This window comes from Zhengella sp. (assembly GCF_041397485.1).
Lineage (GTDB): Bacteria > Pseudomonadota > Alphaproteobacteria > Rhizobiales > Rhizobiaceae > Zhengella.
In genome coordinates this window covers 24,428-37,436 of record NZ_JAWKWO010000002.1, presented here as the reverse complement: position 1 = coordinate 37,436, position 13,009 = coordinate 24,428, and the positions used below count along the sequence as shown (strand labels likewise).

General features: G+C 62.7%; 13 protein-coding genes. 5 read left to right on the top strand and 8 right to left on the bottom strand.

Annotated elements, in window-relative coordinates:
• The first annotated feature begins 12 nt into the window (after positions 1–12).
• Positions 13–225: a hypothetical protein gene (locus R3D65_RS06140; protein WP_156715739.1), complete on the top strand. Its 213-nt coding sequence runs from the start codon at positions 13–15 to the stop codon at positions 223–225.
• Between the two features lie 147 nt (positions 226–372).
• Here R3D65_RS06140 and R3D65_RS06135 read toward each other — a convergent pair whose 3' ends face one another.
• Genes R3D65_RS06135 through R3D65_RS06125 form a run of 3 tightly spaced genes read right to left on the bottom strand, consistent with a single transcriptional unit; the run spans position 373 to position 3,494 of the window.
• Entirely contained in the window at positions 373–2,868 is a 2,496-nt protein-coding gene (locus R3D65_RS06135) for an AAA family ATPase (protein WP_156715737.1), read from the bottom strand.
• Between the two features lie 10 nt (positions 2,869–2,878).
• Positions 2,879–3,193 (bottom strand): HigA family addiction module antitoxin, encoded by a 315-nt coding sequence (locus tag R3D65_RS06130; RefSeq protein WP_156715735.1) that lies wholly within the window; start codon positions 3,191–3,193, stop codon positions 2,879–2,881.
• Positions 3,194–3,209: 16 nt separating this feature from the next.
• Positions 3,210–3,494: a type II toxin-antitoxin system RelE/ParE family toxin gene (locus R3D65_RS06125; protein ID WP_156715733.1), complete on the bottom strand. Its 285-nt coding sequence runs from the start codon at positions 3,492–3,494 to the stop codon at positions 3,210–3,212.
• A 134-nt stretch (positions 3,495–3,628) separates the two neighbouring features.
• Here R3D65_RS06125 and R3D65_RS06120 point away from each other — a divergent pair, with 134 nt between their 5' ends.
• Positions 3,629–3,802 (top strand): hypothetical protein, encoded by a 174-nt coding sequence (locus tag R3D65_RS06120; RefSeq protein WP_156715731.1) that lies wholly within the window; start codon positions 3,629–3,631, stop codon positions 3,800–3,802.
• 77 nt (positions 3,803–3,879) lie between these two features.
• Here the strand turns inward: R3D65_RS06120 and R3D65_RS06115 are convergent, their stop codons facing one another.
• From R3D65_RS06115 to traA, 5 genes are read right to left on the bottom strand one after another with little or no spacing between them, the layout of a single operon-like run.
• Complete coding sequence (locus R3D65_RS06115; protein ID WP_156715729.1) at positions 3,880–4,248, bottom strand: thermonuclease family protein; 369 nt, start codon at positions 4,246–4,248, stop codon at positions 3,880–3,882.
• Positions 4,245–4,847, bottom strand: a complete 603-nt coding sequence (locus R3D65_RS06110) for a TraH family protein (RefSeq protein ID WP_156715727.1) — start codon at positions 4,845–4,847, stop codon at positions 4,245–4,247. The genes R3D65_RS06115 and R3D65_RS06110 overlap by 4 nt, the downstream gene beginning before the upstream one ends.
• Positions 4,848–4,858: 11 nt before the next feature.
• A complete protein-coding gene (locus tag R3D65_RS06105) occupies positions 4,859–5,986 on the bottom strand; it encodes a conjugal transfer protein TraB (RefSeq protein ID WP_246188824.1) in 1,128 nt (375 codons plus the stop codon).
• A 16-nt stretch (positions 5,987–6,002) separates the two neighbouring features.
• Positions 6,003–6,536: a conjugative transfer signal peptidase TraF gene (gene traF, locus R3D65_RS06100; RefSeq protein ID WP_156715722.1), complete on the bottom strand. Its 534-nt coding sequence runs from the start codon at positions 6,534–6,536 to the stop codon at positions 6,003–6,005.
• Positions 6,533–9,841, bottom strand: a complete 3,309-nt coding sequence (gene traA, locus R3D65_RS06095; protein WP_343041060.1) for a Ti-type conjugative transfer relaxase TraA — start codon at positions 9,839–9,841, stop codon at positions 6,533–6,535. The genes traF and traA overlap by 4 nt, the downstream gene beginning before the upstream one ends.
• Positions 9,842–10,089: 248 nt before the next feature.
• Here traA and R3D65_RS06090 point away from each other — a divergent pair, with 248 nt between their 5' ends.
• The 3 genes from R3D65_RS06090 to traG are packed head-to-tail and all read left to right on the top strand — an operon-like array spanning position 10,090 to position 12,473.
• Complete coding sequence (locus tag R3D65_RS06090) at positions 10,090–10,338, top strand: TraC family protein (protein WP_156715718.1); 249 nt, start codon at positions 10,090–10,092, stop codon at positions 10,336–10,338.
• Entirely contained in the window at positions 10,331–10,621 is a 291-nt protein-coding gene (gene traD, locus R3D65_RS06085) for a conjugal transfer protein TraD (RefSeq protein ID WP_156715716.1), read from the top strand. Before R3D65_RS06090 ends, traD begins: the two co-directional genes overlap by 8 nt.
• A complete protein-coding gene (traG, locus tag R3D65_RS06080) occupies positions 10,542–12,473 on the top strand; it encodes a Ti-type conjugative transfer system protein TraG (protein WP_156715714.1) in 1,932 nt (643 codons plus the stop codon). Before traD ends, traG begins: the two co-directional genes overlap by 80 nt.
• The last annotated feature ends 536 nt before the right edge of the window (positions 12,474–13,009 follow it).

Below are 13,009 nucleotides of genomic sequence, written 5' to 3'. Positions count from 1 at the left end.
GAAGGAGGATGAATGCCCCGCTATTACTTCCACATCTACAGCGGCGAGGAGGAGTACCTGGATCGAAAAGGAGAACCGCACGATGACGACGCTCGAGCGATCGCGATGGCCCACCGGATCGTGTCGGAAATAGCCGAAGAACCGGAGCATCGTGAGATCGAGGTAAGAGTGGTTGGCCGAAAGGGAAGGGCGGTCGCAACGGTCGACACAAACGGCTTAAAATAGCGACGAAGTGCCAGCATATCCGTCTACACGGGCAAAGCACACAAGCCGCAGCTTCGCAGTGTGCTGGGACGAACGCCGGCACCGCGAGGGCGGTTGATCGGGCTCTGCTGCTGGAAAATGGGCTCCCGAAGCGTGCCGCTTTGATGACTATCTCAACTCGAATGGCCCTTCATCCCATTGGGCTTCCGTGAATAGGTTGAGCATGTCGCCTATGCGTCCGGGATCGGTGACCAGAAGGTAGTGCCAAGTGCCGTTTTGCCCCAGACGGTTGACGGCCGCTGTCCACCGTTGCGCGGCTTTGGCTTTGGCGTCCGCGCCGTCGGTCACCTGCCCCTTGATCTCCACAACCACGTTCTGATCCGTGTCAGTGACGAGAAGGAAGTCCGGGATATAGCGCGCCGGAAGTCCTCGATTGCGGTAGGGAATGAAGAAACCCAGCCGATCGTTCTTCACCCATTTTTTCACGCCGGGATGGCTGTCGAGAAGGAAGGCCGAGCTCTGCTCCCACTTCTGGGTGTCGGCGACCATCGCGTTGAGATGGCAGCGTGTCACCGGATAGATCGGCTTGGTCGTGTGGAAATCCACGAACAGCGTGCTTCCCCGACCGGCGGCCCCCTGCGGCACAACGGCGACTTCGGATTGGGCGGTCGAAGATCCCTTCTTGATCGCCTCAAGAAGAGAACCGATCGCAGCCTGCATGTACTCGCCGACCAGAAGCACGTCGCAGGGCTGGCTACCGCCCTTTCGATCCAGTTTCTCGGCCAGAAACCGCTTGGCCGCAAACGCGACCTTCGGGAAGAGCTGCTGTATCGGGACGGCTGCCGCTCCGTTGTCGGCCTGCCAGCGCGTGCAGATTTCCCGCGCCAGCCGGAACGCCACCTGCTGATCGCGGAACATCGCCCGCCAGTCTTTCAGTGAGAGAACCGGCTTCTCGCCGGGACCGTAGGCCGCAAGAGCGCCATCCGGGGTCGTGAGCGGGGTCAACTCAACGATCTGCGGAATCTTCATCGGATCGATGGTCACCTTGGCGACTTGATCCCAATCGACGAAGACCTCGAACTGACCGGACTGATGATAGCCAGTCACGATCGGAAAGGTGATCTCGAATGCCGCCTTCTCCGGCACGGAATAGATATGGTTGGGGTCTGGCTGCGGCGGCGTCGGCCCCGCCGGAGCGACCTTGAACGGGATCAACTCGAACGGCACGCCGAAGACCTTGGCCGTCTCTTCGGCGAACATCTGGGTGTCTTCGTTCAGCGCGTAGCTCTTGCGGCGCAGCGCGCGGCCCACGACCTGCTCGCATAGAAGTTGCGAACCGAACGGGCGCAGTCCGACGATGTGGGTGACAGTGTTGGCGTCCCAGCCCTCTGCGAGCATGGCTACAGAGACGATACAGCGCACGTCCCTGCCGGGCGGGATGCGCTCGTCGATCCATTTCAGCGCGCCGTCATTGTCGTCGCTCTCGACCTTATCATTGTGCTTGCGTACCAGTTCCGACCAATCCTCCGGCACCTTGCCGCCCGGCCACTCGGCCTTGCCCACGGTGTCGAGGATGAAGCGCAACCGGCGCGTCTCATCCTTGGTGCCGCCTTCCTCGATGTCTTCGATGACTTTGGAGTCGATGCGGACCGTCACTTCCTGGCCCGGCGTGTTGCGGAACCATGGCGGCGACACGCCGTAGCCGTCATTCCCGTTCGCCAGCCAAGCATGAACCTCTTTCGCGACGGCGGTGTCACGGCAGACCACGATGAACACCGGCGGCACAGGGTGCTTGTGTTGCTGCTTCGAGAACTGCTCCCATTCTACGAATCGCTGATGCCACTCCGCCGCCAGAAGATTGATCGGCGCGCTGGCATAGTTCATCACGATTTCGGGGGTCAGGTTGGTGCCGTAGCCCTCTTCCTTCGCCTTTGCTTGCACCCATCTCCAGATGTTGAAATAGGCGGCCTCTTCGGCACCCGTCACGTCCCGCGCGGGGAGCTGCGGGATTTTGACCAGCCCGGATTCGATCGCGTCGAGCAAGCCAAAATCGGACACGACCCACGGGAACGGCTTGCCGACCTCGTTGCCGGAGCCTTGAATGTAGAAGGGCGTCGCGGATAGGTCGATGCAGAGATTGATGCCACGCCTACGGCTGCCGCCCGCGAGCTTGTTGATCCGGTCGAGCCCTTCAATCCAGATTGTCGCTTCCCGCTCGTTCTTCTTTGCGAGGTCCTTGTCCTCGTCGAGTGACTGGTCGTCAGCCTCCGCGTCGCCGCGACGGTAGGCGTGGTGCGCCTCGTCATTGAAAATCAGCCAGTGCGGGCCGCGGCCTTTGCCGCTCCCCAGCTCGCGCCGGATGTCGTTGAGCGCAGCGACCATGTCAGGGTCCCACTCTCCGGGCTCGCCCTCTTCCATGATCAGCGTGATGGTCACAGGCGGGAGCGCGCGGGGATCTCCATCGGGGTCGGGCCGGTGAACGTCGTTCTCAGTGAAGCCCGTGCCGCGCTGCCCCCACCGCCTTGTCAGAACGATGCGGACAGAATCAATGATCGCGGTTTTCCCGGCGTTGTTCTGCCCGATAAAGACGGTGGTCTCGCCAAGGTCGATGGCGAGGTCTTTAATGCAGCGGAAATTCTGAATGTGGAGCCGGGTGATACGCACGGGTCAGACCTTAGGCAGCGTTCGGGGCGTTAGGCCCCGACGCTCCGGCCCGCACCGGCAGCCGCGCGATCTCCCGCCCGGCCCTATCTTCCGCGACGCGGATTTCAAAGGCGCTTTGCAGGTTGAGCCAGAACTGCGGATCGGTGCCAAACCAATGCCCGAAGCGCAGCGCGGTATCGCCGGTGACGGCGCGCTTTCCGGCGATAATCTGGCTGACACGGTTTGGCGGCACGTCGATCTGCCGCGCAAACTCGGTCGGCGATACGCCCAGCTCTTCCAACTCGTCCTTCAGGACTTCGCCGGGATGTACGGCTCTCATAAACATGGCCTGATCTCCTTCCTCAGTGATAGTCCACGATTTCAACATTGCTCGGCCCGGTCTGATCGGCCAGCCACTCGAAACAGATGCGCCATTGCTGATTGATGCGAATGGAATACTGTCCGGCGCGATCACTTTTGAGCGTTTCGAGCCGATTTCCTGGCAGGGCGCGGAGCGTATCGAGCGAGAGTGCCGCGTTCAGAATAGACAGCCGCCGGGCTGCCTGATCTTCAAAACCCTGAAAGGCCTTGACGAACTCTCCCTTCGCGAACTGCTCAGTCTTCTTGTCTCGATAGCTCAGGATCATGCATCATAGACCGTATAGGCCTTGACGCTTTACGTCAAGCGTCAATGGTCGCGTCAACTGCATGCGCAGCAAAACAGCTCCACCCTGCGACGTAGAGTGACTAGGCTGGCAATCGCATGGGCACGCGATGCACCATGGTCTACAGCCCTGACGCGGGTACGCTGCCTGCGAAGCAGACGCTGCGGGTGTCCAACGACTGCCCCTTGGATACGCCGGTCAAGAACGCCGAGCTGTATGTCATCGAAGCCTTCCCCGGCAAGCAACTGCGCGTCATCCTGACCGACCCGCCTGAGCGCTATCTTCGTTGAAGGTCCATTTTCAGCACGCCAGGTCGAAAACGGCCACTCCAAAAACGTTCCATAAGGTTGGACGCTCGCACGTCTCGTTAACACCACGGCTCGCGCCGGCCGCTCCACGTCCGCGCGAGGCCTTCGCGAACAAGAATGTCACCGGCATCCCGTCCGTTGACGCGGACTACGGCGAGCGTGCGGCCATAGCGATCGGCCCCTTCGCGCAGGATCTCCACGCGCTGACCGGCCAGCAGCTCTGCGAGCCTATGCTTCGAGTGCTGCGCCAGATCGCTTTCATAGGCACACTGTCCCTCGATTTCCGGCGCATCGATGTTGAAGATTCGGATCGCCTCTGCCTCCTGCGTCATGCCGAGCCGCAAGGAATCCCCGTCCCAGACGCGGATTTCGGTAGGTTCGCACGACAATACGCAAAGCATGATGGTGACGGTGATGTGGCTGCTCATTGCTCTTTATTGTTGTTGCTGATTCCGGAGAGATCGATGCGGATACCGGCCTTGTTCGGGTCTTCCTCCGAAAGAGACGGCTCCGATGGCCCGGTGCCCTCGGCCGCAACCCGCTCGCCAAGCTCCGCTGACTGCGGTTTGGCAAGCTCGGTTTCGCCAGGGTCGGACTCATAGAAGACTTGGCGGCCCTCGAACCGGCCGGTCTTGTAGGCGAGGATTGCGTCGTCAAGAGCCTCCTGGGCGGGCGCACCGTGCCACTCGGTGACTATGCGATAGACCTTGGCAAAGAGCGCGGTGCCCATTCCGATATTCTTGCAGGAATCGAGGAGGTCGGGGCTGAGCTCGGACTTGTCCTGAATGCCGAGACCGGCCGGATACTGTGTCACCCCTACCTTGACGACCGACTGACCCAAATTCTGCTGAATGAGCTGCATCGCCTCGTCCTCGGTGGTCGGCTTCGGTACAAGGATGATGCGCTCCCCTGCCCGCACCGTGACGGTCAGATGGTCGGCGCCGCCGGCTTCCTCGATGAACTTTTGGACGATCTCGAGCTTGAGGCTGGGATCGGCGCATTGCTGAATCAGTTCGGCATCGATCATGACCCTATCTCCTATTCGTTGAACGCCATCACCAGTGGCAGACCGAACAGCGAGGCCCAGGCCTGCGCGCTCGACCGCTGGATGGCGACGATATTGGTGTTGCCGGTCCACCAGGCATTGCCGGTCGCAACAATCACGTCCGGAGCATGCAACATCGACTGGATGACGGGCCAGATGATCAGCTGCTCATAGCAGATGAGCGGCGCAACCTTAAGCCCGGCGAACTCGAAGACCGGATTGGCGAAGAACCGCGCGTGCGCCCCGCCGGTGGTCCAGGGTTGCCACATGGAAACCGGGACCGGCATGCGCTCGCTGTAAAGGATCTCCGCGCCCTTCCCCGAAACCCCGATCATCACATTGTCGTAGCCGACAGGATCGACGATGGCCGCGCCGCCATTGACCATGATGTCGAGGCTGGAAAGCTCGCGCGTCCAAAGCCGCTCGGTGGTGGCACTCCACAAGCCCACGGCGCTTTCCGGCAGGATCGCGACACGGGCGCCGTCGCCGGCGGCGGCCCCGACCAGTCGTATTGTCGAGACCTGCTGACGATAATCGGCATACTGGCCGGGCTGCTCGAACCTGAACCTGGTGTCGATGCCCCGCCAGCCTTCCGGCTCGACCGGCGGCGTCCAGCTCGAGGCTGACCAGGCGAAGGCGAGCGCTGCAACGCCGGCTGCAATCGGCCATATGCGTGTCGTCATCGCGAGCAACAGGGCGGCGGTCGCGGCAAGGCCGAACCAGGCCCAGCCCGGGAAGAGAACTCCGGCTGCTGTGATCGGATGGGCCCAACCGACAATCCCGAACGGCGGCACGCTCATAAGGACGGCGGCGGTCGCGTAGCGAACGGGCCGGCGCCAGCCGCCGCGCGATGTCCACAGCGCAGCATGGACAGCAACAAACATGAGCGAGGCGGCAAGCCAGAGGCCAAGGCCGATGGCGAGCTGCGCGCCGAAAAAGATCGAGGCGCCGACCGGCAGGCCGCGCGATGCACCGAGAAAATGCGCCAGCGCGACCAGACCCGCAACCGTGCGCGAAGGAGCGAAGGCCCAAAGCGCCGGGAAGGCTATGCCGACGGCGAAGGCGAGCGGATGCCCGCTCCATCCGAATGCGCCGGTGATGACGCCGCCGGCGACGAACAAGGCCGCGTGCAGGAGACTACGGCGTGAAGGTGAGGACTTCCCGTGCGAGGCCAAGGACGCCGGCGGCCGGAAGCGGCCCAAAATATCTTGAATCATAGGAACCAACGAAATCGGAATGGAGAAACAATTCGCCCTCGGGCACGACGCCGCCCGTCCAGGGGGCCATCGGCCGTCCCTCGGCGTCACGGGAATGAACAGTGGAAGCTGGCAACGGCGCATCATCAATGATGACCTGGCCCTCGACACGGATGGACTGGCTGGCCAATGCGACGACGGTCTTGATGAGCGGTGCGGTCCCGGCCGGACACAGCCCGCGCGGCAGATATCCGCGCTCGCGGGCAAGATCGACGGAGGAACCGGCAGGCGGGCAGATGAAGATACGGTCGCCGACCGCAATCGGTCGGTCCAGCGTTTCTATTTGCCAAAGGCCCAACGGATATGAGGGTGTGACGTTCACCCGATAGCCGCCCCATGTGAAGGCTGCCGCCATCGAACCGAGGAGGACGGTGCCGGCGCCGATGATCGCAAGCGCCCTGCCCTGTCTCGTCATCGGGTCATGCCCTGATCGCGGATTTGGCTCTCGGCCCGGGTCTGCTGCTGCGCCCGCTCGTAGGCCGCAACGCGCTGCGCGGCACTGAAGCTCGGCCAGGCTGCGACCAGTTTGGAGCGGTCGCCCTCGGCGACTTGTGCCGCGGCTGCGTCATAGGCCGGACCCTTGGCCTCTTTCGAGCCAAGGAAGGCCCGTTCTCCAAACCGCTGGTCGAGCGCCTTGTTGAGCTGGTCAATCTCTGCCTTCACCATTTTGTCGGCCAGGGTAAAACCGAGCGCGGCCGAAAGGTCGTTGCGATCGATCGCATCGCGGATGCGGTCAAGCACGCTCTGCGCCGAACCGGACAATGCAGGAATGTCGACCCGGCTGCGGTCGCGCTCGCGCGACAATTCGACGGTGCGAAGATCTCCGATCTCGGCGCGTAGCCGCATATAGCGGGCAAGGTTGTCCCTGAGCGCCGGAACGTTGTTCAAGGCCCGCTGTCGCTCGGCCTTGGCCTCCGATGAGGCAAACATGCCGGTCTTGCCGCGCATTGCACCGAAAGCCTCCGGATCGCGACCGAGCTGGTCGACGATGCGGCTTTGCGCTGCCCGCCTTTCCGCTTCATTGGCGCCCATGATTGCGGAAAGGTTCATCGCAGTCATCGCACCATCGGGCTTCTCATAGACTTGGGCAACGCGGTCGCGAAGCTGGGTCCAGGCATGGGTGAGTGTGGCGTCTGATTGCAATTTGGCCTCCACGAGCTGCGGGATGGATTGGGCCCAGGTCGCGATACCGCGAATCCAGGGCTGGGAAACGGACGAGGCAGTCGCGGTCGCCGCAGCCGCTGCCTGACGATCGGCGGCACGGTCGAACCGCCCGATGAGGCTTGAGAGCCTGGCAGCGGCCGTCTCGAGCCGATCGCGCTGCTCCCTGATCCAACGGAGCTGGTTTTCGATCAGGGCTTTCGCCACGCGCGCGCCGTAGAGACCGCGACTGTTGGCATAGGAAAGCGCCTGTTCGTAGAGCTTCGATCCGGCGAAATCGAGTGTTGTGTCCTTGGCCCCACGCTTCGACAGGTTCTGGATGAGCCCGCCCGCCTTCTCGAAAGAGCGGCGTCCGTAATAAAGCTTCACGTCATGGCGATGCCGGGTCATCGCCACATAGGTCAGGTGCCGGTCGAGCGAGAGGGTCGCGAGCACCTTCACCCGATCGATGGTGGCGCCCTGCGATTTGTGGATGGTGGTCGCATAGCCATGATCGACATTGCGATAGAACCGCTGGTCGATGTCCACCCTTCTCTTGTCGTCTCCGATCTCGGCGACGAAGCGGCCCTTCTCTGCCTCGACAACGCGACCGATCATGCCGTTCTTGACGCCAAGCGAACCCTCGTTCTTCAGGAACACGATCTGGTCGCCAGCCACGAAATTTCGCATGCCGTCTTTCGTGCGGAAGGCGTGGCCTTGCTCGATCAAACCACGCTCGAGAAGCGCGCCGCGTGCCAGCTCGTTCAGTGTCCGCACGTCGCGGCGAAGATGCGCAAGGATCAGGCTCGATCGGTTCGGGTCGTAGTCTGCAATCCAGTCGCGGACGAGCGCACTTACCGCCTGGTCCTTCAACTCCATGCCGACCAGGCGTCCCTGCCCCTGATAGGCGGAGATCGCCGCTCCAATTTTGCCTCGGGCAAGATCCATCGAGGCAGCGCGCATCCATTGCTCACGCTGCCGATAGATCGTGCCGAGCTCGGCATAGCCGACGCGATCGGCAAGCGAGCGGAACGCAGCGCCCGCCTCGATCGGCTGCAACTGATCGGCATCGCCGACAAGAACAAGCTTGGCGCCGGCATGGGCAATGGCCGAAACGAAGTCCGCCATCTGGCGCGACGACACCATGCCCGCCTCGTCCATCACGAACACGGTCTTGTTGTCCAGGTGAAGACGGCCGCGCTCCCATTGAAGTTGCCAGGACGCCAGCGTTCGCGAGGCAATGCCCGCTTCCTTCTCCAGCCCCTCGGCGGCCTTGCCCGCAAGCGCCCCGCCGACAACGCGATAGCCCGAAGCCTCCCATACTTCGCGCGCTGCCTTCATCATCGTTGTCTTGCCGGCGCCCGCGCGGCCGACGATGATGGCAAGGCGCTCGTCGCCGGTGATGCGTTCCAGGCCGATGCTCTGCTCGTCGGAAATCTGCGCCTGGCCGGCAATGACTTCGGCCCGCGCGCTCACTGAGACGCCGAACCGGCCATTCGTCGCGAGATGCTCGGCCTGGTTCCCCATCTCGGCTTCTATGCGGATCATGTCACGCGTCGCAAAACGCTCCGGCAGTCGCTCGCCGGTTTCCGGATCGACCCCTTCCGCCTCGATCTTCACGGCTTCCGGGCTTCCCATGACGCGCGCCAACAAGTTCGCGAACTGGCCGGGATCATCGACATAGCGGTGCAGATATTTGGCGACGTCCCGCTCGTCGAAGACGCTCTTCTCGCGCGCGATCGCGTCCAGTATGATCTCCGGTCGGCGCTCTATCCGGCGTGCATTCTCGCGCCGCGTTTCCTCGTGCAATGCGAGCCGTTCAAGCCTGGCCGCGCGCCCTTCAGCCTCCGCCTCCCGCTGAATGTTTTTGCTGGCAACCCCGATATGCGTGGTCGGCTCCAGCTCGATACCGCGCTCGGCATAGGAGCGGCCATCGATACGAATGTCATGGCCGTTCAATTCGAGATGCTTGTTCTGCGCGGCGTACCAGGCCTCCCGCAAAGCGAGGAAGTCCGCCTTGTCACCAGCCCAGAGCTTGTAAATGATCTGACCGGACTTCGAGCGGACCGGACGTCCGTCCTCTCCGATCACGGGCACTTTCTTGCCGCCGAATCCCTCTTCAGTCAGCGGCCGCAGTGTCGTCATCAGATGCACATGCGGATTGCCCGGCGCATCGTGATAGACCCAGTCCGCGACCAGCCCGCGCGTGCTGACATGCTCGGCGACGAACTCGCGCATCATTGCGATATTCTGCTCGGTCGTCAGCTCGCGCGGCAGAGCCAGAATGAACTCCTTGGCGAGTTGAGCGTCCTTGCGGGTCTCGAACGCCTCCACCTTGTTCCAGAAGGCTTCGGATGCGCCGGCAACCGAGCGATCGGCAACAAGTGCTCTCGCCCAGTCCGGCGCATCGGCCGGCAACACGAACTCGTCATGCACCATGCCGGGCTTGCGCGAGAAGTCGGCCACCCTGCCCTCGCGCTCGTTCTCCATGCGGGCGCAATGGCGATACGCGGCCGCCGCGACAGCGCTGCGGCCTTCGCCGCGGCTGATCAGTTGGGGCGTGAAGTGCGTGATCGCCACGGGACAGGTGCTTTCTCGATCCGAACGCGAATGCAGTTCGGTCGAGCGCGGTCCCTCCCGGGGGCCGAACGCAGCAACGTTGCTTGAAACGTATTACTGCGCCCTTGGACCGTTCTTCCGAACGGCGGGATTCTTCCCGCAATGCGTAGGCTTCGCCTACCTGTGGTTTTTCGCAGGGTGCGCTGCGCGCACGTCCAATGCGACTCTCCGCATCGCATTGACCATCCCCGCAACCGGAGAACCAGCCGATGAGACGACCCTCCTCCCGCATCCGCGAGGAAATCGAACGCCTGCAGGAGCAGCTGAAGCTTGCCGAGACCAAGGAGGCCGAACGCATCGGCCGGCTCGCGCTAAAGGCCGGATTGGGCGACGTGAATGCGTCCGACACAGAGCTGGTCGCAGGCTTCGAAGAGATGGCAAAGCGATTTCAAACGAGAACGAAGCAGAAGGCATCCGAGCCGGCTGCTCGCTCTCAAGCGGACGCTTCTGATGCATGAACGCCGCTATCGGGCGTCACAAACGGAAGCCCGAAAGAAGGATGCGCGCGAGAAGATCCAGCTCGGCGGGCTCGTCGTAAAGGCGGGGCTTCGCAGCGAGGATCGCGCCGTCATCCTAGGCGCACTAGTCGAGGCTGCCGGGCAGCTCGGAGACAAGCAAGAGCGGGCCCGATGGGCAGCAATCGGAAAGGCGATATTCGACAATGACAGCAAAGAAGCTGATGCTGCTGGCCGCACCGGCATTGATGATGTTGGGGATCGTGCTCGCGCTCCAGGGGATTGAGACCTGGCTTGCGTCATTCGGGAATTCGCCGGAGAGTTATCAGACGCTTGGGCGGATCGGTCTTGCCCTGCCCTATGCAGCTGCCGCCGCGATCGGTGTCATCTTCCTGTTCGCCGCGAATGGCTCACTTGCAATTCAGTCGGCCGGCCTCGGCGTCCTGATCGGCGGCCTTGCCGCCGTCGCCTTCGCAGCGTTGTCCGAGATGACGCGCCTGTCCACCTTCGCCAGCCATGTGCCCGAAGGAACGATATTCTCCTACCTCGACCTCTACCCCATCGGCGGCGCGGCGACGGCCTTCGTCGCCGGCATGTTCGGATTGCGGGTTGCGCTGCGCGGCAATGCCGCGTTTGGAGCGACAGGTCCGAAACGGCTCTCCGGCCGTCGCGCCATCCATGGCGACAGCCATTGGATGAACGGCGCCACAATCGCTCGTCTCTTTCCTGAAAGCGGCGGTATCGTGCTCGGCGAACGCTATCGCGTCGACGAGGATGCCGTCGCCGGCATCAACTTCGATCCGCGCCGCAAGGAGACGTGGGGCAAGGGAGGAAAGTCACCGCTGGTCTGCTTCGACTGCGGCTTCGGCTCGACCCACGGCATCGTCTTCGCTGGTTCCGGCGGTTACAAGACCACCTCCGTGGTCGTGCCGACCGCACTCAAGTTCAAGGGCTCGCTGATCGTCCTCGATCCCTCGACCGAGATTGCCCCTATGGTCGCCGCGCATCGCGAGGCGCATGGGCAGGACGTCCTGATTCTCGATCCGAAACGCCCCGACATCGGCTTCAACGTCCTCGACTGGATCGGCCGCTTCGGCAATGCGCCAGAGGAAGACATTGCCTCGGTGGCGGCCTGGCTGATGTCGGAGAAGCCGCGCGTCACCTCTGGCGCTGACGATTTCTTCCGCGTCTCGGCCGAACAGCTCATCACCGGCGTCATCGCCGACGTGATGCTGTCCGATCCGGACGATACGCAACGCGAACGGTCGTTACGCGTCGTTCGCGCGCGGCTCGCCGAGCCGGAAGAAACGCTCAAGGAAAAGCTCGCCGATCTTTATCAAAGCTCGACCTCCCGGTTCGTCAAGGAGGTCATCGCCCCCTTCATCAACATGACGCCGCAAACCTTCTCCGGCGTTTATGCGACCGCCGCCAAGGAGACGCACTGGCTCTCCTACGACAGCTACGCAGCCATCGTGTCGGGCAACACTTTCAGGACCGACGATATCGCCAACGGGCGCACGACGGTGTTCATCAACATCGATCTGTCGACGCTCGAAAATCATCCCGGCATGGCCCGTGTCATCATCGGTGCGTTCCTCAAGGCAATCTACAATCGCAACGGAGACATGCAGGAACGCGCCCTGTTCCTTCTCGATGAGGCCGCCCGCCTCGGCTACATGCGCATCATCGAAACCGCCCGCGATGCTGGCCGCAAATATGGCATCACCCTGCTGATGCTGTTCCAGTCACTCGGTCAGATGCGCGAAGCCTTTGGCGGCCGTGATGCGACCTCCAAGTGGTTCGAGTCCGCGTCCTGGGTGTCGTTCTCGGCCATCAACGATCCGGAGACAGCGAAGTACATCTCCGAGCGCTGCGGCATGACCACCGTGGAGGTGAACCAGGTCAGCCGAACCTCGCGCGACATGGGTTCGTCCCGCACCCGCTCCCAACAGCTCTCGCAACGCCCGCTGATCCTGCCGCATGAAGTCACCCAAATGCGCGCCGATGAGCAGATCATCCTGACCGGTGGCAATCCGCCGCTGCGGTGCGGTCGCGCCATCTACTTCCGCCGTCCGGAAATGGCTGCGCTCGTCGGCAAGAGCGGTTTTCAACCGAAGACGGGAGCGGCTGGATCCTAGCTAAAACGGAAGCCGTCCCGCCCCCGTTTACCACAAGCTCGGGGGCTTCTCTTCGGCGCAATGTGGGAAGCGCGTTCAGCCCCCTCGCCTGCTCCGCTTCGCTCCGCCCCGCCGTTGGCGGTGTGGAAAACAGGGACGGCACGGGGCTCTGTATCTTGGCCGCCTGACGTCGGCCGCTCACACAACTATGCTCGCTGACGAAAAGGGTTCCTTCAAGCATTACGACAACGCCCACATGGGTGGCTGCCAGCAAGGACTCTAAGTATGATTTCGGTATTCGGACCGTTGCTGACCATTGCCGAACGGCGGGTAGGGTGACGGCATGATTGTAACAGACGTGGCGATCTCCAACGAGAAGGTCTGCTTGCGTCGAAACCACCCCCTTCAGATACGCGAGAGATCGAAGCCGAAAGGCGGCAGACGCCGCAAAGCGGTTCCTTCACGACAGCCCGGCCGCGTAGTGACGCGCGCTGCTGTGAAATGTGGGGATGCGGAAACATAACGGGAACAATCTGCTCGCAGGCAGCAGGAAAGCG